At 64.1% G+C, this 19,394-nt stretch carries 17 protein-coding genes; 6 read left to right on the plus strand and 11 right to left on the minus strand.

The features are described from left to right. Window positions 1–17: 17 nt before the first annotated feature. From ACEN9P_RS17385 to ACEN9P_RS17410, 6 genes are all read right to left on the minus strand, one after another. A complete protein-coding gene (locus ACEN9P_RS17385; protein WP_495619960.1) occupies window positions 18–1,337 on the minus strand; it encodes a tyrosine-type recombinase/integrase in 1,320 nt (439 codons plus the stop codon). 325 nt (window positions 1,338–1,662) lie between these two features. Next, a complete protein-coding gene (locus ACEN9P_RS17390; RefSeq protein WP_477663950.1) occupies window positions 1,663–2,670 on the minus strand; it encodes a class 1 fructose-bisphosphatase in 1,008 nt (335 codons plus the stop codon). Between the two features lie 74 nt (window positions 2,671–2,744). Then, a complete protein-coding gene (locus ACEN9P_RS17395) occupies window positions 2,745–3,602 on the minus strand; it encodes a tetratricopeptide repeat protein (protein ID WP_495619961.1) in 858 nt (285 codons plus the stop codon). Between the two features lie 17 nt (window positions 3,603–3,619). Continuing rightward, window positions 3,620–6,343 carry an aminopeptidase N gene (pepN, locus tag ACEN9P_RS17400; RefSeq protein ID WP_495619962.1) on the minus strand — a complete coding sequence of 908 codons (2,724 nt, stop codon included), beginning with the start codon at window positions 6,341–6,343 and terminating at the stop codon, window positions 3,620–3,622. Window positions 6,344–6,426: 83 nt separating this feature from the next. After that, a protein-coding gene (gene prfB / locus ACEN9P_RS17405) for a peptide chain release factor 2 (RefSeq protein ID WP_139200916.1) occupies window positions 6,427–7,531 on the minus strand; the annotation gives its coding sequence in 2 pieces (ribosomal slippage) (window positions 6,427–7,449 and window positions 7,451–7,531; 1,104 coding nt in all). Between the two features lie 73 nt (window positions 7,532–7,604). Next, window positions 7,605–8,543: an alpha/beta fold hydrolase gene (locus tag ACEN9P_RS17410; RefSeq protein WP_495619963.1), complete on the minus strand. Its 939-nt coding sequence runs from the start codon at window positions 8,541–8,543 to the stop codon at window positions 7,605–7,607. A gap of 8 nt (window positions 8,544–8,551) precedes the next feature. Here ACEN9P_RS17410 and ACEN9P_RS17415 point away from each other — a divergent pair, with 8 nt between their 5' ends. Continuing rightward, a complete protein-coding gene (locus ACEN9P_RS17415) occupies window positions 8,552–10,321 on the plus strand; it encodes an acetate--CoA ligase (protein ID WP_495619964.1) in 1,770 nt (589 codons plus the stop codon). Window positions 10,322–10,373: 52 nt separating this feature from the next. Here the strand turns inward: ACEN9P_RS17415 and ACEN9P_RS17420 are convergent, their stop codons facing one another. Then, entirely contained in the window at window positions 10,374–11,039 is a 666-nt protein-coding gene (locus ACEN9P_RS17420) for a YiaD family glycine zipper/OmpA-like lipoprotein (RefSeq protein WP_477663955.1), read from the minus strand. 272 nt (window positions 11,040–11,311) lie between these two features. Between ACEN9P_RS17420 and ACEN9P_RS17425 the strand changes: the two genes are divergently transcribed. From ACEN9P_RS17425 to plsY, 3 genes are read left to right on the plus strand one after another with little or no spacing between them, the layout of a single operon-like run. After that, the gene (locus ACEN9P_RS17425; RefSeq protein ID WP_495619965.1) at window positions 11,312–12,373 is read left to right on the plus strand and encodes an aldo/keto reductase; all 1,062 of its coding nucleotides are present in this window, start codon (window positions 11,312–11,314) and stop codon (window positions 12,371–12,373) included. A 25-nt stretch (window positions 12,374–12,398) separates the two neighbouring features. Next, window positions 12,399–12,917: an aminoacyl-tRNA deacylase gene (locus ACEN9P_RS17430; protein WP_495619966.1), complete on the plus strand. Its 519-nt coding sequence runs from the start codon at window positions 12,399–12,401 to the stop codon at window positions 12,915–12,917. Window positions 12,918–12,965: 48 nt separating this feature from the next. After that, the gene (gene plsY / locus ACEN9P_RS17435) at window positions 12,966–13,598 is read left to right on the plus strand and encodes a glycerol-3-phosphate 1-O-acyltransferase PlsY (protein WP_495619967.1); all 633 of its coding nucleotides are present in this window, start codon (window positions 12,966–12,968) and stop codon (window positions 13,596–13,598) included. A gap of 18 nt (window positions 13,599–13,616) precedes the next feature. Here the strand turns inward: plsY and ACEN9P_RS17440 are convergent, their stop codons facing one another. Continuing rightward, on the minus strand, window positions 13,617–14,288 hold the full coding sequence (locus ACEN9P_RS17440) for a retropepsin-like aspartic protease family protein (RefSeq protein ID WP_477663959.1): 672 nt from the start codon (window positions 14,286–14,288) through the stop codon (window positions 13,617–13,619). A 2-nt stretch (window positions 14,289–14,290) separates the two neighbouring features. Continuing rightward, window positions 14,291–14,776, minus strand: a complete 486-nt coding sequence (locus ACEN9P_RS17445; protein ID WP_007866093.1) for a YajQ family cyclic di-GMP-binding protein — start codon at window positions 14,774–14,776, stop codon at window positions 14,291–14,293. A 69-nt stretch (window positions 14,777–14,845) separates the two neighbouring features. On the opposite strand from ACEN9P_RS17445, the gene murB reads away from it, so the two are divergent. Both murB and ACEN9P_RS17455 read left to right on the plus strand, forming a co-directional pair. After that, window positions 14,846–15,910: a UDP-N-acetylmuramate dehydrogenase gene (gene murB, locus ACEN9P_RS17450; protein ID WP_074575705.1), complete on the plus strand. Its 1,065-nt coding sequence runs from the start codon at window positions 14,846–14,848 to the stop codon at window positions 15,908–15,910. Window position 15,911: 1 nt separating this feature from the next. Then, window positions 15,912–16,781 carry a glycine-rich domain-containing protein gene (locus ACEN9P_RS17455; RefSeq protein WP_495619968.1) on the plus strand — a complete coding sequence of 290 codons (870 nt, stop codon included), beginning with the start codon at window positions 15,912–15,914 and terminating at the stop codon, window positions 16,779–16,781. Window positions 16,782–16,810: 29 nt separating this feature from the next. Here the strand turns inward: ACEN9P_RS17455 and ACEN9P_RS17460 are convergent, their stop codons facing one another. Further along, window positions 16,811–17,959 (minus strand): hypothetical protein, encoded by a 1,149-nt coding sequence (locus ACEN9P_RS17460; RefSeq protein WP_495619969.1) that lies wholly within the window; start codon window positions 17,957–17,959, stop codon window positions 16,811–16,813. 257 nt (window positions 17,960–18,216) lie between these two features. Then, on the minus strand, window positions 18,217–19,386 hold the full coding sequence (locus ACEN9P_RS17465; protein WP_477663963.1) for a DUF58 domain-containing protein: 1,170 nt from the start codon (window positions 19,384–19,386) through the stop codon (window positions 18,217–18,219). Between the last annotated feature and the right edge of the window lie 8 nt (window positions 19,387–19,394).

Here is a 19,394-nt window from a genome sequence, read left to right on the forward strand (position 1 = left end):
ACACTTTGATGGCGGCTTCAGGCTACACGGTGCAATGACACCAACTTGCCGCTGCCTTCTTCCGCACTCGCTTGATCGAACGGCACGTCTGCTTGCCCCAAAATGTGCGCCTCAATTAGCGTGAGGAACGGCCGCAGCGCGTCAACGCTGCGTGGCCTATAACCTTCGGCTGTCGCGGAGGGCTTGTGACCCATTACCTGCGCGATGGCCCCGGCTGGCGCGCCTGCCGCCTCTCCAAGAAGCGAGAACGAACGCCGCAGACCGTGGATGGTCAAGCCGTCGATGCCGGCGCTTCCGAGCGCTTTGGAGTGACTTGCACGCGTGTCGGCGATTCGGCCAGTCTTGCCACTGGAAGCGAAAACAAACTCGTTTATTCGGGGGAGAGTCACGAGGAGCTGTGCCAGGTATGGTGTCAGCGGAATCACGCGGGTCGCGTCCACCTTGTCTGCGATTTCGAGCTTGCGCCAACGGAAATCGATCTCGCTCCATCGGAGTGCTGCAAGTTCCTCTCGACGTGCACCGGTTAACAACAAGGCACGAAGGTAGACCGATGCAGTTCGGTTGCTTAGTTGTTCCACACCGGCCCACCAGCCAGGCAGTTGCGCCGCCTCCAGCGCGTCGGTTCGACGGGTACTGCGGGGCAGCGCCTGAACGATTGAGGCGCCTTTGCCAGCATCACGGTTGACTAGCGCTCTGTATTCGGGCCGTGCCGAGCCCCACCGCAGGAAACCGCGGAACATCATCAGAGCACGGGCAGCTTGGTGCTTGCCGATTTTGGCTTCGCGGTCGTACCAAATCTTCAGCGTGTCCTCACTCACATCGGCCAGCGGCATTGCCAGCAACGGATAAAGTGGGCCGGGCCGCGTTAGACCCTTTCCCCGCTTCTTCTCGATGCCCCCGGGTGAAACCATTGCTTCAAGGTCGGTGCGATATCTGGGCTTCCAAGCATCACGGCGCTTGGGTGCACCTTCGGCCAAGTAAGTCGGCCAGGCATCACCAACCTTAACCGCCTCAAGTCGGTCGGCCTCGCGCTTCGCAACATCCTTCGCGACCGTCTCTGCCTTAATCGCGCGGGGATCACGCCCTTCGTCGATCTGCCGCTGCAGTTCTCGGGCCTTCGCCTGAGCTTCAGGTACACGCCAGGACTCGGCGTCGCCGATCGTGATGCGTAGGCTCTTGCCCTGGTAGAGGCTTTGAAAAATGAAGGCCGGCGTTCCACGCGGCGTCACACGTAGCCCGAGTCCTGGCGCCTTGCTATCCCATAAGAAAGCTTGAGGTTTATCGGAGGGACAGGAGAAGCCGGCAACGCGCGGTGCGGTAAATGCGATTTTTGCCATGGCGTCATTCTCTTACATCGGCAGAGAAAGTAACGCAGGATGTAAGAGTATTTTTGATATCGCGATCAACAAAGAGGTATTTGGAATACTAGGATTTTTGGTCTTCTCCTCTGTGAACCACTCTGAAATCAACCCAAATCAATGAGTATCAACATTCCTATCCTCTCATTCGTAATGAGAAGGTCGGGTGTTCGATTCATCTCTCCGGCACCAAATAATCAATAAATCGACGACAAAATCAAAAAAAGCCGCGTGATCGCGGCTTTTTCGTTTTGGGCTTCAGTTTTACATTCTTGTTACTGGCCAGTCCTCACTCCCTCCTCACTTATAGCCCGGAGTGGTAGGAGGTTACCCGTTCGACCTCATTTTTGGAGCCCAGCATCACGCTGACCCGTTCATGTAGCTTGGTTGGCTGCAAATCCAGGATGCGCTGTTTGCCGTTGGTGGAGGCGCCGCCGGCCTGTTCGATCAGCCAGCTCATGGGGTTGGCTTCGTACATCAGGCGCAGCTTGCCGGCCTTTTCGGGCTCGCGTTTGTCCCAGGGGTACATAAACACGCCGCCGCGAGTCAGGATGCGGTGCACGTCGGCCACCATGGAGGCGATCCAGCGCATATTGAAGTCCTTGCCGCGCGGGCCGTCCTTGCCCTGCAGGCATTCGTCGATGTAGCGTTTCACCGGTGCGTCCCAGTGGCGCATATTGCTCATGTTGATGGCGAACTCTTTGGTGTCCTCGGGAATCCTGACGTTTTCCTCGGTCAGCACAAAAGAGCCTTGCTCGCGGTCCAGCGTGAACATGGCCACGCCGTCGCCCACCGTCAGCACCAGGGTGGTCTGCGGGCCGTAAATGCAGTAGCCGGCCGCGACCTGCTTGTTGCCGGCCTGCAGAAAGTCTTTTTCCTCGACGCCGGCATGGCCTTCAGGCTTTTTGAGCACGCTGAAGATGGTGCCTATGCTGACGTTGACGTCGATGTTGCTGGAGCCGTCCAGGGGGTCGAACAGCAGCAGGTATTCACCCTGCGGATAGCGGTTGGGCACCACGTAGATGCTGTCCATCTCTTCCGAGGCCATGGCCGCCAGGTGGCCGCCCCATTCGTTGGCTTCGATCAGCACCTCGTTGGCGATGATGTCGAGCTTTTTCTGGACCTCACCTTGCACGTTCTCGCTGGAGGCGGTGCCCAGCACGCCGCCCAGCGCGCCTTTGTTGACGGCCTGACTGATGCTTTTGCAGGCGCGCGCCACCACTTCCAGTAGCAGCCGCAGTTGCGACGGGATGTGGCCGTCCATGCGCTGCTGCTCCACAAGGTAGCGGGTCAGGGAGATTTTTTGGGACATGGGGGGCTCCGTTCGATGAAAGGTTGGATCGGTTGGGCGGCGATGTTGTTGCCGGGTATGACCGGGCGAGGTGATCAGCGGGGCTTGCCTTGCTGTTTGCGCTCTTCAAATTCGGCCAGCGTGGCCTGGGCGCTCTCCAGCAGGTACTCGTCGTCCTTGGCGCGCGCAATGTCCACGCGTTGCTGGAAGAAGGCGCGTGCTTCGGCAGTCCGACGTGTTTCGTGCGCGAGCACCCCGAGCTGGAACAAGGCGTCGAGCACGATGTCGGTGTCCTCCAGGGCCCTGCCCAACGCCAGGCGCTGTTGCAGCCAGGTTTTTGCCTCGGCATGTTTGCCCAGCTCGTAGGCATTTTGCGCCAGGTTGTTGATGACGCCGGACAGGCGCTTGTCCGTGCCGAAGCCGAAGGCGGCTTGCGCATCGGTGAGCAGTTGCCGGTTGTGCGCCAGCGCTTCGGCAAAGCGGCCGGCTTCGTGCAGGGCATAGCCGATCTCTTCGCGAATACCCAGCTTCTGCTCGGTGCCCAGCGTGGCGCCTTCATGCGCGGCCCAGTGAGCCGATTGCTGAAGGTGTTCGACGGCGGTGTCGTAGTCCTCGGCCTCCAGGGCCGACTCGCCGATGGCGTAATGCTGTTCGTAGCGCTCGGTGGGCGTGAGGCCGCCCCTGGCGTCGCGCATGGCCAGGGCGCGCAGGCCCAGGGGCAGGCCCTCGGTATGCAGCTGGCGTTTGCGGAACACCACGAACTGCAGCCACAGCAGGTCGGCCATTTCGGCGGAGTCGGCTCCCACGGCTTCGGCCAGGGGCTGCAGAGCGGCCAAGTTGGCCGACATGCGTGAACCGCTGAACATGCCGCTGGTGTCGTACACGGTGTCGCGCAACCGGTTGAACTTCTTCGCAAACCGCTGTGCGGGGGTACCGAATGAGAAGAATGCCATGGCGGTGTCGTCCTCGTTCAGTCGGCCAATGCGCGCGAGACCACTTCGTGCGTGTCCTTGCTCAAATCGGTCTTGGCCGCGACGCGGGCAATCGCCTCGCGTGCCGCGCTGCGGTAGGGTTCTGCCAGCTTGCTCCAGCGGTCCAGGGCGCGCGCCAGGCGGGCGGCGACCTGCGGGTTGATGGCGTCGAGTTCCATCACGCGCTCGCTCCAGAACACATAACCGGCGGCATCGGCGCGGTGGAAGCCGGCCGGGTTGCCCTGGCAGTAGGTGCTGACCACGCTGCGCGCGCGGTTCGGGTTGCGCAGGCTGAAGTCGGCATGCTTCATGAGCTGCTTGACGGCCGGCAACACATTGCCACCGCGGTCGGGCGCGCCGGCCTGCAGGCCGAACCATTTGTCGATGACCAGGGCTTCGTCCTTGAACATGGCGTGGAACAGCGGCAGTGCCTCGCCGGCCAGGGCATGGCCGCTGGAGACCAGCGCGGCCAGCGCGTTGAAGCGGTCGGTCATGTTGCCGGCGTCCTTGAAGCGCTGCAGGGTCTTGCGCGGCCAGCCGGCATCGCCGGTGCTTTGCGCGGCCAGGCACAGATAGGTCAAGGCCATGCCCGCGAGCGCGCGGCGGCCGCTGGAGACAGGGTCGGGTGTGTAGGCGCCGGTGTCGTGGTTGGCTTCGTAGACGGCCTCCCAGTCGGCCGCCAGGGCCGTGGCCAGCTGCAGGCGCATGGCTTCACGCACCGCGTGGATGCGCTGCGGGTCCACCACCTCGAGCTGCTCGGCCAGGTAGGTTTCGGACGGCAATGTGAGCACCAGCTCCTTGAAGGCCGCGTCCAGGCCGGGGTGGCGCAGCACCTGGCGCATGGCGTCCAGGTAGGCCTCGTCCAGCACGGCGGCGGGTGTGGCGTCTGCCGTGATGGCCGCGATGGCGCGGTTGACGGCCAGGCGCTGGCCGGCTTCCCAGCGGTTGAAGGGGTCGCTGTCGTGCGCCAGCAGGTGCAGCAGCTGGGCGTCGCTGTAGTTGAACTCGAGCACCACCGGGGCGCTGAAGCCGCGCAGGATGGAAGGCACGGGCTCGGCGTCTATGCCGGTGAAGGTGAAGGTCTCTTCGGCCTGCGTGAGCACCACGGTGCGCGTGCTGGCGGGGGCCTGGCTTTCACCAGCGAGTTGCAGCGGCAAATCCTGGCCGTCCGCGCCCAGCAGGCCCAGGCCGACCGGGATGACAAAAGGCTGCTTGACGGGCTGGCCCACCGTGGGTGCGCAGCTTTGCGACAGCGTGAGGGTGTAAGTGCGGGCGTCGGCATCGTAGCGGCCTTGCGCGTGCACGCGCGGCGTGCCGGCCTGGCTGTACCAGCGCTTGAACTGGGGCAGCAGGCGCGCCAGGTCCGACATGGGGTTGGCGTCGGCAATCGCCTGCGCAAAATCGTCGCAGGTCACGGCCTGGCCGTCATGGCGTTCGAAGTAAAGCGTCATGCCGCGGGCAAAACCTTCGCGGCCCACCAGGGTCTGCATCATGCGCACGACCTCGGCGCCTTTTTCGTAAATGGTGACGGTGTAGAAGTTGCTGATCTCGACATAGCTGTCGGGTCGCACCGGATGCGCCATGGGGCCGGCGTCCTCGGGGAACTGGGCGGTGCGCAGCACGCGCACGTCCTCGATGCGCTTGACGGCGCGGGCCGAGGGGGCGCCGGCCAGGTCCTGGCTGAACTCCTGGTCGCGGAACACCGTGAGGCCTTCCTTCAAGCTCAGCTGGAACCAGTCGCGGCAGGTGACGCGGTTGCCCGTCCAGTTGTGGAAGTACTCGTGGCCGACCACGCTCTCGATGTTGGAGAAATCCACATCGGTGGCGGTGGCCTGGTTGGCCAGCACGTACTTGGTGTTGAAGATGTTCAGGCCCTTGTTTTCCATGGCGCCCATGTTGAAGTCGCTGGTGGCGACGATCATGAAGCGCTCCAGGTCCAGCGGCAGGCCGAAGCGGGCCTCGTCCCAGGCCACCGAATGCATCAGCGAGGCCATGGCGTGCTCGGTCTTGTCGAGATCGCCGGGGCGCACATAGACCTGCAGCGTGTGCTGCTTGCCGGCGCGCGAGGTGATGCGCTGCTCACGGCTGACCAGCTGGCCCGCCACCAGGGCGAACAGGTAGCTGGGCTTTTTGTGCGGGTCCACCCATTTGGCGAAATGCCGCGCGCCGTTGGGGCCGGGTTCCAGCGGGCCCTGGTCCACCAGGTTGCCGTTGGACAGCAGCACCGGGTACTGGGCCTTGTCGGCGCGCAGGGTCACGGTGTAGCTGGCCATCACGTCGGGGCGGTCCAGGAAGTAGGTGATGCGGCGAAAGCCCTCGGCCTCGCACTGGGTGAAGAAGGAGTCGTTGCTGACGTAGAGACCCATCAGCTTGGTGTTCTTGGCCGGGCAGGTGGTGGTGAAGATTTCCAGCTCGAAGGGCTCGTTGCCTTCGGGCAGGTTTTCCAGCACGAGGCGGCTGCCTTCCATCTTGAAGGAGGTGCCCTGGCCGTTGACCAGCACGCGCGCCAGGTTGAGCTCCTCGCCGTCGAGCTTGAGCGGCTGGGGCGGCACATCGGGGTTGCGGCGCAGGCTCATCTTGTTGAGCACACGGGTTTTCGCCGGGTCCAGGTCGAAGCACAGGTCGACGGTGTCTATCCAGTAGGCGGGGGCGATGTAGTCGGCGCGGTTGATGACCACCGTGGGCCCTTGTCCAGATCCACGGTCATCGGGCATTTGCAACATGGCTACTTCCTCAAAACAATCTTAAAAACTCAAACAATCACTCAACAAAAACACCCGGGCGGCCGCGCCGGCCGCCACGGGCATCAAACGCCCTGCTTCAGCGAGGCTTCGATAAAAACGTCCAGGTCGCCGTCCAGCACCTTCTGCGTGGCCGAGACCTCGACGTTGGTGCGCAGGTCCTTGATGCGGCTGTTGTCCAGCACATAGCTGCGGATCTGGTGGCCCCAGCCCACATCGGTCTTGGTGTCTTCCAGCTTTTGCTGGGCTTCCTGCTGCTTGCGCAGCTCGAAGTCGTAGAGCCGCGAACGCAGGCGCTTCCAGGCCACGTCGCGGTTGCTGTGCTGGCTGCGGCCGTCCTGGCACTGGACCACGATGCCGGTCGGGATGTGCGTCAGGCGCACGGCCGAGTCGGTCTTGTTGATGTGCTGGCCGCCGGCGCCGCTGGCGCGGAAGGTGTCGGTGCGCACGTCGGCCGGGTTGATCTCGATCTCGATGGAGTCGTCGATTTCGGGATAAACGAAGACCGAGGCAAACGAGGTGTGGCGCCCGCCCGAGGAGTCGAAGGGCGACTTGCGCACCAGGCGGTGCACGCCGGTTTCGGTGCGCAGCAGGCCGAAGGCGTACTCGCCCTCGATCTTGATGGTCGCGCCCTTGATGCCGGCGGTGTCGCCGGGCGATTCGTCTTCGACCGTGGTCTTGAAGCCCTTGCGCTCGGCGTACTTGAGGTACTGGCGCAGCAGCATGCTGGCCCAGTCGCAGGCCTCGGTGCCGCCGGCGCCGGCCTGGATGTCCAGGAAGCAGGGCAGGGGGTCGGCCGGGTTGTTGAACATCCGGCGGAATTCCATTTTTTCGACCTCGGCCGCGATCTTGGCGGCCTCGCCTTCAATCGTCGCCATGCCGGCGTCGTCGCCTTCGCCCTTGGACATCTCGAAGAGCTCGCTGTTGTCGGAGAGCTCCGAGCTCAGGCGGTCGATGACGTGGACCACGTCTTCCAGCGATTTTTTTTCCTTGCCGAGTTCCTGCGCGCGCTTGGGGTTGTCCCAGACTTTCGGGTCTTCGAGTGCGGCGTTGACTTCGTTCAGCTTGCGTTCTTTGGCAGGGTAGTCAAAGATACCCCCGAAGCTCGTTGACCCGGTTGCTCAGGTCCACGAGCTGGTTGCTGATGAGGTTGATGCGTTCTGCTTCCATGATTCTTCTGTCCTGAATAAGGTGGTAGCCGCAAGAGGGCGGCTGAACCCGTCATTTTCTCATGACACGGGCCTTACTGCTCCAGAAAGCCCTCAATCAGTGTTGCCAGCTGTTCCGGCTGGTCGTGGTGCAGCATGTGGCCGGCGTCCTGGACCACGGCGACTTGGGCCTGGGCCACCTGTTTCAGGCGCTCGTGGTACTCGGCCAGGCTGTATTTGCCCTGCCACCAGGTGGCCAGCGAGTCGTCGGAGGCCTCGACGGCCAGCGTGGGTGCGCTGATGCAGCGGTAAATCGCCAGCGCCTCATCAACGCGGTAAAGCTGGGCGCTGGTGATCTTGTGTGCGGCTTCGCCCAGGATGTTCCATTTCCCCGCCGCATCGGGCCGAGCCCAATGGCCGGCCAGCCAGCCCGCCTTGTCGGCCGACAGCCGCGGGTTGGTTTTCATGAGGCGGCGCGCCACGCCGTCCACGCCGTCATAGGCCTTGAGAGCGAGTTCGCCGCGCCGCAGGCTTTTGAGCTCGTCCATCCATTTGGCATAACGGCCCGGCGCCTGTTCGGGCTTGCTGGGCGGCAGGCCGAAACCTTCGAGGTTGACCAGCCGGCGTATGCGCGCGGGCCGCACGCCGGCATACAGCATGGCGACATTGCCGCCCATGCTGTGGCCGACCAGGTCCACGGCTTGTTCGCCCACATAGTGGTCCAGCAAAAAATCCAGGTCGGCGAGGTAGTCGGCGAACCAGTAGTTGTCGGCGGGGCTGCCGTCCGGGCCCGAGCCTGTGAGCCCAAAGCCGCGCCAGTCGGGCGCGATGATGGTGCGGCCTTGTGTGAAGGCGTCCGACAGGGCGTCCACCATGAACTGGTAGGAGGCGGCCACGTCCATCCAGCCATGGACCAGCACCAGCGGCGGCAGCGCGGGGTTGGTGCCCGAGGGGCTTTCCCACAGACGGACGTGGTAGCTGAGGCCGCGTATAGGGACAAACTCGCTGCGGGAGGAGCGTTTTTCTTTGTACATTGGACCCCATGATAAAGAGACAAGACACAAAGCGCAGTCAAAACAGAGACAAGCCGGCGGCCGGCCAACCCGACCACTACGCGGCCCTGCACGCCGGCTTTCGCTGGCAGGTGGATGAACACTTCAACATTGCCGAGGCCTGCTGCGGCCGCTGGGCGCGCGAGCAACCCCGGACGGCGATACGCGAGCACAAGCCGGGCGCGAAGACGGTGCTGCATAGCTTCCAGGAACTGCAAAAAGCCGCCGATGCGCTGAGCCAGGTGTTGACGGGCCTGGGCGTGCAGCGCGGCGACCGGGTCGCCATCGTGATGCCGCAGCGCCTGGAAACCGCCGTGGCCTATATGGCGGTGTTCCAGATGGGCGCGGTGGCCATGCCGCTGTCCATGCTGTTCGGGCCCGAGGCGCTGGAATACCGGCTGCAGGACAGCGATGCCGTGGTGGCTATCTGCGATGAAAGCTCCATCGCCAGCCTCAAGGCGATTCGCGGCAACTGCCCGGCGCTGCGCACGGTGATCGCCGCCGGCAGTGCCCAGGGCCAGGGCGATATCGGCTATGAAAGCGCGCTCGCGGCACAAAAGGGTGTCTTCACGGCCGCCAAGACCAAGGCCGACGAAGGCGCCATCCTGATCTATACCAGCGGCACCACGGGCCCGCCCAAGGGGGCGCTGCTGCCGCACCGTGCGCTGATCGGCAACCTGCCGGGGTTTGTCTGCAGCCACAACTGGTTTGGCTTCGACGGCAAGACGAACAAAAAATCGGACGCGGTGTTCTGGTCTCCGGCGGACTGGGCGTGGACCGGGGGCTTGATGGATGCTTTGCTGCCCAGCCTGTATTTCGGCCGGCCCATCGTCGCCTTTAACGGGCGCTTCAGCCCCGAGCTGGCCTTCAGCCTGATGGCGGAGCAGGGTGTGACGCACACCTTTTTGTTCCCCACGGCCCTCAAGGCCATGATGAAGGCTTATCCCAAACCCAGGCAACAGTTCAAACTGACGCTGCAGGCCATGATGAGCGCCGGCGAGGCTGTGGGCGATGCGGTGTTTGCCTACTGCCAGGAGCAGCTCGGCGTCACCGTCAATGAAATGTTCGGCCAGACCGAAATCAACTACGTTGTGGGCAACTGCAGCCGCTTCTGGCCCGCCCGGCCCGGCAGCATGGGCAAGGGCTACCCGGGCCACCGCGTGGCGGTGATAGACGACGAGGGTCATGAATGCCCGGTCGGCGTACCGGGCGATGTGTCGGTGAACCGTTATGACGTGCACGGCGATCCCGACCCTATCTTTTTTCTGGGCTACTGGAAAAAAGAGGAAGCCACCCGCAACAAGTTCACCGGCGACTGGTGCCGCACCGGCGACCTGGCGCGCCGCGATGCCGAGGGCTATCTCTGGTACGAGGGCCGCGCCGACGACGTGTTCAAGGCTGCCGGTTACCGCATAGGCCCTGGTGAAATCGAAAACTGCCTGGTCAAGCACGCGGCCGTCGCCAACGCGGCCGTGGTGCCCAAACCCGACCGCGAACGCGGCGCCGTCGTCAAGGCCTATGTGGTGATCGCACCCGACCAGGTCGCGGCCCGCGCGGCGCATCCGGGCGGCGCGGCTGGCTTTGACGAGGAGCTCACAGCCAGGCTGCAGGCCCATGTCAAAACCATGCTGGCGCCTTACGAGTACCCCAAGGAGATCGAGTTCATAGATGCGCTGCCCATGACAACCACGGGCAAGGTGCAGCGGCGCGTGCTGCGGCTGCAGGAGGAGGAAAGATTCAAGGCGCAGTCGCCGGCCTGACGCGGACGTAAAAAAAGCACCCGAAGGTGCTTTTTTATGAGTTACCCAATGTTCAGCGGGCTGCGACCTGCTCTGCCACGTAGATTTCGACGCGGCGATTCTTGTCGCGGCCTTGTTGCGTGCTGTTGTCGGCCACAGGCTCGCGCGAACCGCGGCCGTCGGTCACGATGCGGGTGCGGGCCACGCCGCGGCTGACCAGGTAGTCGCGGGCCGAATCGGCGCGGTCTATGGACAGCGGGTTGTTGATGGCGTCCGAGCCGGTGTTGTCGGTGTGGCCGATGATGGTGACCGTCGTGACCGGGTTCTGGTTCAGGCTGGTCGCGAACTGGTTCAGGATGGGCGCGAAGTTGGGCTTGATGGCCGAGCGGCCCACGTCAAACGAGACGTCGCTGGGGATGTCCAGCTTCAGGCGGTTGTCGGTGGTCTGGCTCACGGCCACGCCGGTGCCCACGGTGGCGCGTTCCATTGCGGCTTTCTGGTCCTGCATTTTCTTGGACCAGATGTAGCCGCCGCCCGCGCCGACCGCACCGCCCAGCACCGCGCCGGTGGCAGCGCCCTTGGAGCCGCCGGTGGCCGCGCCCAGCAGTGCACCCGCCACCGCGCCTATGCCGGCGCCTTTGGCTGTGTCGGACTGGGTTTCCGTCATGTTGGCACAGCCGGACAGTGTGACGGCCGCCAGGACGGCGCAGCTCAGGGAAGTGATGGTCAGTTTGTTCATGGAAATTCTCCTCGGGAAAAATTGGACGATGTCGTTATGAAAGTGTGCTTTTGAATTCAGTTCAGGATTCAGCCACGGGGGGATTAAATCGCCGGTCTGTGAATACTAGGCCGGCAATTGGTGAGCAGTTGTAAGACAAGGGCCCGAATCGGGGCCGCCAGCACGCCCTGTTCAGAGCCCTTAAACTAGCCGCTTTGTGAACTTCGTCACACTCGCTTCTCATTGGCGCAACAACGCTTTTCGTCGTCTTTTCTCCTCAACCCGCAAATCCCATGAATAAAGTTCAACTCGGCTCCAGCGACCTGCATGTGACCCCTGTTTGCCTGGGCACCATGACCTTTGGCGAACAGGTCGATGAAAAAACCTCGCACGCCATCCTGGACCGCTCGCTGGCGCGCGGCGTCAACTTCCTGGACACGGCCGAGATGTATTCGGTGCCGGCGCGCGCCGAGACTTTCGGCTCCACCGAGACCATCATCGGCAACTGGTTCGCCAAAAACCCGTCAGCACGCGCCAAGGTGGTGGTGGCCAGCAAGGTGGCCGGCCCCTCGCGCGGCATGCCCTGGGTGCGCGAAGGCAGCGGCATGACGGCCAAGGACATCGTGGCTTCGTGCGACGCCAGCCTCAAGCGCCTGCAGATGGATGTGATCGATCTTTACCAGATCCACTGGCCCGAGCGCCATGTGCCGGCCTTCGGCGCGCTGTATTACAACCCCGCGCAGGAACGCTCCGCCACGCCCATCCACGAGCAGCTGCAGGCGCTGGCCGGCCTGGTCAAGGCGGGCAAGGTGCGTGCCATAGGCCTGTCCAACGAAACGCCTTATGGCGTGCATGAGTTTGTGCGCTTGGCCGAGCAGCACGGCCTGCCGCGCGTGGCCTCGGTGCAAAACCCCTACTGCCTGGTCAACCGCACCGTGGAAAACGGCCTGGACGAAAGCATGCACCGGCTGGGCGTTTCGCTGCTGGCCTATTCGCCGCTGGGCTTCGGCCTGCTGACGGGCAAGTACGACGAATCGGGCTTTGAAGGCGCGAATGCGCCCAAGGAGGCGCGCATCGCCAAATTCGAGTCCACGCGCAAGCAGCGCTGGGGCCGCCCCGAGGCACTGGCCGCCGCGCGGCGCTACAACGCGCTGGCGCGCGCCAACGGCCTGACGCCTACGCAGATGGCGCTGGCCTTTTGCTACACCAAGTGGCAGGTGGCCAGCACCATCATTGGCGTGACCTCGGTCGCGCAGCTTGATGAAGACCTGGATGTCTGGGGCACCACGTTGACGCCAGAAATTCTGGCCGAGATCGACAAGATTCGTTGGGAAACGCGCGACCCGGCACTGTAAGCCGGGACTTGCCGCGCGCTGCACCATGGCCAAGAAGGACGGCAAGCACATCAGCGAGACGCCAGCCACTCAATTGCTAAGGGCCAGCAAGGTGGCCTTCACCGAGCACCCCTATGAGTACCTGGAGCACGGCGGCGCCCAGCACAGTGCCGAGGTGCTGGGCTTTGATCCCTTCACCGTCGTCAAGACCCTGGTCATGCAAGACCAGGACGCCAGGCCGCTGCTGGTGCTGATGCACGGCAACCGCAAGGTCTCGACCAAAAACCTGGCGCGGCAGATAGGCGCCAAGTCGGTCGAGCCCTGCAAGCCCGAGGTTGCCAACCGGCACAGCGGCTACCTGGTGGGCGGCACCTCGCCCTTCGGCACGCGCAAGGCCATGCCGGTCTATATCGAGGAAAGCATCCTGGCTTTGCCTAGAATCGCCATCAACGGCGGGCGGCGCGGCTACCTGGTGGGGATTGACCCGCAGGTTTGCGTCACATTGCTCGGTGCAAAATCGGTGAATTGTGCGCTGAGTTTGGACAACGCCGCCGGCTACGGCTGAACGCCGGCCTGGGAAGGGCCGGTCGCCCACAAACATAAAGAGGGACACATGGTTTACGCATATTCAATAGTCGCCACGCTGCTGGCCTACCTGCTCGGCTCGCTGTCCTTCGCGGTCATCGTCAGCAAGCTCATGGGCCTGAGCGACCCCAGAAGCTACGGCAGCAAAAACCCGGGCGCCACCAATGTGCTGCGCTCGGGCAGCAAGCCGGCCGCCATCGCGACCCTGCTGCTGGACGGCCTCAAGGGCTGGCTGCCGGTGGTGCTGGTGAAATGGTTTGGCGCCGACTACGGCCTGGGCGACGGCACGATGGCCGCCGTCGGCTTCGCGGCTTTCCTCGGGCATCTGTACCCGGTGTTCTTCCAGTTCAAGGGCGGCAAGGGCGTGGCAACGGCGGCGGGCGTGTTGCTGGGCGTGAGCTGGGTGCTGGGCCTGGCCACGCTGGCGACCTGGGTGATCATTGCCTTTTTCTCGCGCTACTCCTCGCTGGCCTCCCTGGTTTCCGCGGCCTTCGCGCCCCTGTATTACCTCTTCGGCGACCGGGAGGCCTGGTATGTCGACAAGGCCATGCTGCTGGTGATGTTCGCGATCAGTGCGCTGCTGGTGTACCGCCACCGTGAGAACATCAGCAAGCTGCTCAAGGGCACGGAGTCGAAGCTGGGAAGCGCCAAAAAGGCCTGAGCGGTTCCAAAGAGCCACTCAAAAACGCCGCGTTAAAACCATTTCCTCATTGGTGCGGTTCATCTGGAAGCGCGTGAGGAAGCTGTTGCCCAGCAGGATAAAAGGCATCTCGCGCGCCGCCACCACGGCCGGCACGTTAAACACCTCCACATCCCCCACACGCACCGAGGCGAGCGAGGTCTGCCAGCCGAGGATGGTGCCGTTGGCCGTGGTCAGCTGTACGGGCCGGCCTGATTTGTAGTCAATCCCCATGCGCTCGGCATCGGCCAGCGACATGGACACGGCGCTGGCGCCGGTATCGACCAGGAACTGGGCCATCTTTCCGTTGATCTGGCCCTGCGTCATGAAGTGGCCGCCGCTGCCCGCCGTCAGCACGATGCGGGTGCCTTGCCCGGCCTGTGTGCCCGGGCCGCCGCCGGCGCCCACGCTCATGGGCGCTTCGCCGATGCGCAGCGCATGGCGCTTGCCGCCCAGCTCCACCACCGCCTGGTCGCCCGTGGTGGAAACCACCTTGACGCCCTGGTGGGTTTCCCCGGGGGCTACCGTCTTGGGCGGGCCGCCGTCCACAATCAGCAAGGCCTTGTTGCCCAGCATGCCGGCCAGGCCCACAGTCTGGGCTTGCGCGGCGCCGTGCAGCAGCGCGAGTGCCGCCAGCAACGGTGCCACGGCCGTGGCAAGCGTGGGGGTCATGTTCAGTCTCTGAAATTGTTAAAGCTCAGCGGAAAGTCGCTGATTTCTGCGCGGATCATGGCCATGGCCGTCTGCAGGTCGTCGCGCTTGGCGCCGGTCACGCGCACCGCGTCGCCCTGGATGGAGGCCTGCACCTTGACCTTGCTGCCCTTGATGAGCTGCTGGATTTTTTTGGCCTGCTCGGCCTCAATGCCGTTGCGCACCTTGGACACCTGCTTGACCTTGTCGCCGCCGATTTTTTCGGCCTTGCCGATATCGAGGAAGCGGATGTCCACGCCGGCCTTGGTCAGCTTGTTGCGCAGGATGTCGTTGATCTGGTCGAGCTGGAAGTCGCTGTCGCCGATCAGCGTGATGTCCTTGTCCTTGAGCTCTATGGAGGCGGAGGTGCCCTTGAAGTCGAAGCGCGTGGCGATTTCCTTGCCGGTGTTTTCCACGGCGTTTTTGACCTTGACCAGATCGGCTTCAAGAACGGTGTCGAAAGAGGGCATGGTGCAAGTCTTTATGAGGGGGACGGTAAGGGAGTAAGGGGGAGGCGTCGGGGTGAGACAATCCCCCGGATGTTAGTCGAGAAAAACGTTCCGCTCCAGCATTCCAACAGCTTTGGCATCGTGGCCAAGGCCCTGAGCCTGGTCCGGGTGGCCGATGAAGCCGATATTGCCGCCGTGCTGCGGGATACGGCCCTGAAGGCCGCCCCCAAGTTCGTGCTGGGCGGCGGCAGCAACATCGTGCTGACCGGCGACGTCAAGCCGCTGGTGCTCAAGGTCGAGATCATGGGCAAACGGCTGCTGCGCGAAGACGCCAAGTCCTGGATCATCGAGGCCGGCGCCGGTGAAAACTGGCACGACCTGGTCAGCTGGACCTTAAAAAACGGCTACCCCGGCCTGGAAAACCTGGCATTAATTCCCGGCACGGTGGGCGCGTCGCCGGTGCAGAACATAGGCGCCTACGGCGTGGAGCTGCAGGACCGCTTTGAATCGCTGGACGCCATCGACCTGACGACAGGCCAGGCTTTTTCCCTCAATGCCGCGCAATGCGCCTTCGGCTACCGCGATTCGGTGTTCAAGCACAGCAGCGCGGCCCCCGCCCCGGGCGGCCACGGCTTCGGGCTGGAAGGCAAAGCCGTCATCACCCGGGTGCGCCTGGCCCTGCCCAAAGCCTGGAAGCCCGTGCTGGGTTATGCCGACATCGAGAAAAAGATGCAGCAGCTGGGTGTGCAGGCGCCGGATGCGATGCAGATTTACGAGTGGATTTGCGAGATCCGCAAGGCCAAACTGCCCGACCCCAAGGTGATTGGCAACGCCGGCAGCTTTTTCAAGAACCCCACGGTCTCGCCCGAGCAGTGCGCCGACATCATCCAGCGCGAACCCAAGATTGTTCATTACCACCTGGCCGACGGCGCGGTGAAGCTGGCCGCGGGCTGGCTGATAGACGCCTGCGGCTGGAAGGGCAAATCCATAGGCAATGCCGGCGTCTACGAAAAACAGGCGCTGGTGCTGGTCAATCGCGGCGGCACGGCCGACCCGGTGACGGGCGGCGAGGTCATGACGCTGGCCAAGGCCATCCAGACCAGTGTGTATGAACGCTTCGGCATCCTGCTGGAGCCCGAACCGGTGGTGGTCTGACATGGCACGTTTAGGAAAAGTGTATCGGGGCCCGGAGGTATCGCCCTTGCGCCGGCTGGTGCTGCGGCATTCGCGTTCCACCGCGGCCATGCTGGCCTTCGTCTGGGTTGGCTTGATGCTGGGCGCGATATTGACGGGTTGGCGTCCGCCGGGCTGGGGCATGAGCGCGATTTTCGTTTCGTTCGCCTTCATGCTGACCGCCGGCATCTGGGCGGCCCGCGAGCGCAGCCGGCTGGTCCGCGAAGCGCCGCTGCCCCGCTTCCTCAGGCGCAAGCTGATGGACGCCTATCCGCACCTGAGCCTGCGCGATACCGAACTCGTGGAACGCGGCCTGCGCCAGTTTTTCATCGCCTGCCAGCGCAGCAACAAGCGTTTTGTCGCCATGCCCTCGCAGGTGGTGGACAGCATGTGGCACGAGTTCATCCTGCACACCTCGGCCTACCGCGAGTGGTGCGACCTGGTGATAGGGCGCTTCATCGACCATGTGCCGGCCGAGGTGCTGGGCCGCAAGGCTTCGACCAACGACGGCCTGCGCCGTGCCTGGTTCTGGGCCTGCCGCGACGAATCCATCAACCCCAAGCAGCCCAGCCGGCTGCCGCTGCTGTTCGCACTCGATGCCAAGTTCGCGATTCCCGGCGGCTTTGTCTACATGGCCGATTGCAAGGGCGTGCGCCGCGAGGATGGGCAGGGCGGGGTCCACACCTACTGCGGTGAAAGCTTTTCAGACGGCAGCTACAGCGGCGATGCCGACGGCTTTGGCGGCAGCCAGTCCTCGAGCAATAGCGATTCCAGCAGCAGCGGGGATTCTTCGGATGGCAGCAGCGGGTGTAGTTCGGGTTGTGGCTCGGGGTGCGGTGGGGGCGGGGATTAGCGCGCAGGCATCCCTCGCGGGCGTTCGCCTCAAGGCTTTCTGAGCTCGGGCGCGTAACCTTTGACGACCTGGGTAGCTGCGCTGACTGCCCGGCGCATGTTTCTGGCCCTGGCGTGTGTGGCCGGGGCGGCGCCAAAACGGGTCTCGCAATAGAGCTCCACCGCGTAGCCCAACCAGCGGCGTACCAGTTCCGGCTGGCCCGGCGCGGCTGCGACGTATTCCCGCACTGACTGGCCGGACAGGCTTTGATGGCCGGCCTCCCTCAAGCAGAGCTTGATGGCCTGCGCCGACAGGCGCATCGACAACATGGGACGGACAGGGGCCAGCAGCCAGGCGGCGAAATGCAGCAGCTCAATGCCCAGCCAGTAACGCCAGCGATAGATCAGCCAGGCCAGCAACAACGCCAGCAACAACGCCACCAGCGAAGCGATGGCATCCGCTGCTTTTTCGATCATGGAGGGACTGCCGCCCGAACCGGACTTGCCGGGCCGGGTTTGCGGCTCTCCCGGCATCTCCCCCAGGTCGAGCAGTTTTTCGAGAAGGTCTTTTTGCCATTGCGGCATGGCCGGGTCCTTGAGTGCCGGACGCATTTTCTTCAGCATCTCCTGCCAGCGACTCTGCCAGCTCTGGCTTCTTGCCGTGTCATGGCCTTCGCCTGCCATGCCGCCCGGGGCGTCTCCTGGACCGACGGTTTTGCCTGCGCCTTGCCTCTGTCCCGTTCCGGCTTCGCCCGGGGGCTTGCCGGCGGGCTGGCCCAGCAGGCCTGAAGCATCGCCCGCGGGAGGGATAAAGCCGAAACCGAGCACCGGCGGGCGCGGCACGAAGAAAAACAGCAGTGCGGCGATCAGCGCCGTGGCCGCGACAAAGCCCAGGTTCATGCCCAGCCGCGTCGCGTGTCCGATGGCCCTGGACGGCGCGTAGTCCCAGGTCAAGGCCAGCCCGGCGAATATCCAGGCCGGGCCCAGGTAGAGCCACAGAGTCCAGTCGGCCGCGTGATGGGTCGCTGCCATGAAGCTCACGGTGAAACAGGTTGTCAGGCACAGATAGAGATCACGCCGGGTATGCATGAAAGGTGCGCGCGCGGCCATGACCAGCAGCAGCAGCACGCAGACCCAGCGCAGCATCGAGTACATGAAAAGCGCGGGAAAAATGGCCAGCACCACGGCAACGGCCGTCATCACCCTGCTGAGACCTTTGCCCGCGGGAGCGGCCCTGCCAGGTATCAAGGAGCCGCCCGTAAAACCCAGTGCGGCCCAGGCGACCCAAAACAGGCTTTCAGCCTGGAAATGGCCATATCGCCTGTCCAGGTAGGAAAAGCCGACAGCCACGCATAAATAACAAAGCCCGGTGAAAACGACAATCAGGCGACTGGAGAGCCCGTCCTGCGCGGTTCGCACCGTTGCGACGGCGGCTGTTGAGGTTGGCAGTGCCGGCATCAGCGTTGCCCCGGGTACTGTGAAATGACCTGGAAACCGGCTTGCGCCAGCGCTTGGGCCAAGGCCGGTGCAAGTGCCAGGTCGCCGGTCGCTTGCGCTGGGTGGGTCGCGATGTACACGGTCACTGGGCAGCGTCCGAGTTCGACGGCTGAGAACTCGCGCAGCAACAACGAAGCCGCCCAGCGCGGGCTGACGACTACCAGCAGCTGGGAACCTTCCGAGAGGCGGCCTCGAAGCCGGCCCAGCGCTTCGCGAAGCGGCAGGCTGTCGGGCATCGCGCCGGCAAGCGCGCGGTGGATGGCTCGGGTATCCCGTAGCGGTTCGGCCTGCTGCGGCAGATAGACCCGCAGGCGCGCACCCGCTTCCCCAGCCGCTTCGCACAGGCCGGCAACCACGCGCAGAGCTTGTTCAGCAGGGGCGTCGGGGCGCGCCAGTTCGTTGCTGGAGGGAATATCCGTCACCACATGCAGTAACGGCGAGCCGCTTTGTTGAAATTGCTGGATCACCAGCTCGCCGGAGCGTGCGGAAGCCCGCCAGTTGACGCGCCCGAGGGGCTCGCCGGCCACATAGTGGCGCAGGTTGCCGAGTTCGAACGATTGCCCCAGGCGGCGCGTAACCTGGTTGCCAACGGGGTCGTGCGCGGCGCTCAGGTCCGCGGGCAAGAACACCTGCTCGGCCTTGGGCAGCACCAGCACAGCGACGCCCTGCAGGGCAATGGTGCGACGGGCAATCACCAGCCCCAGCGGGAAGCCGCTGGCCAGCACCACCTTGGCCAGGCGGTAGTCGCCGCGGCATGGAAAGATGATCTGGTGGCCCAGCGCGCTTCGCTGGCGCGCGCGTATGAGCGCTAGCGTATGGCTCAGCACGATGGTTCTCGGGCCCCATTGCCAGTGCGTTTCCACGTCCACCATAAAAGCCGGCCACCATGCCCGGCGCTCGACCAGTAGTTGCACGTCGCAGGCTTGGCCCTCGACGGCTTCCGAGCTGCCGCTCGCGAACACCTGCATGGACCGCAGCGACAGCCAGGGCAGGAGCAGTCCCAGGGCGCTCAGCGTGGCGAGAAACAGGAACATGCCGAACACCGTCGGGTCGTGCCGGTTTAGCGCCGATAGCAGCAGCACGCCGCTCAATGCCAGCAATACGCGTGATTTGCTGAGCCAGCGTTCCATGGTGGCTT

This window comes from Polaromonas sp. Polasp52 (genome assembly GCF_059491565.1).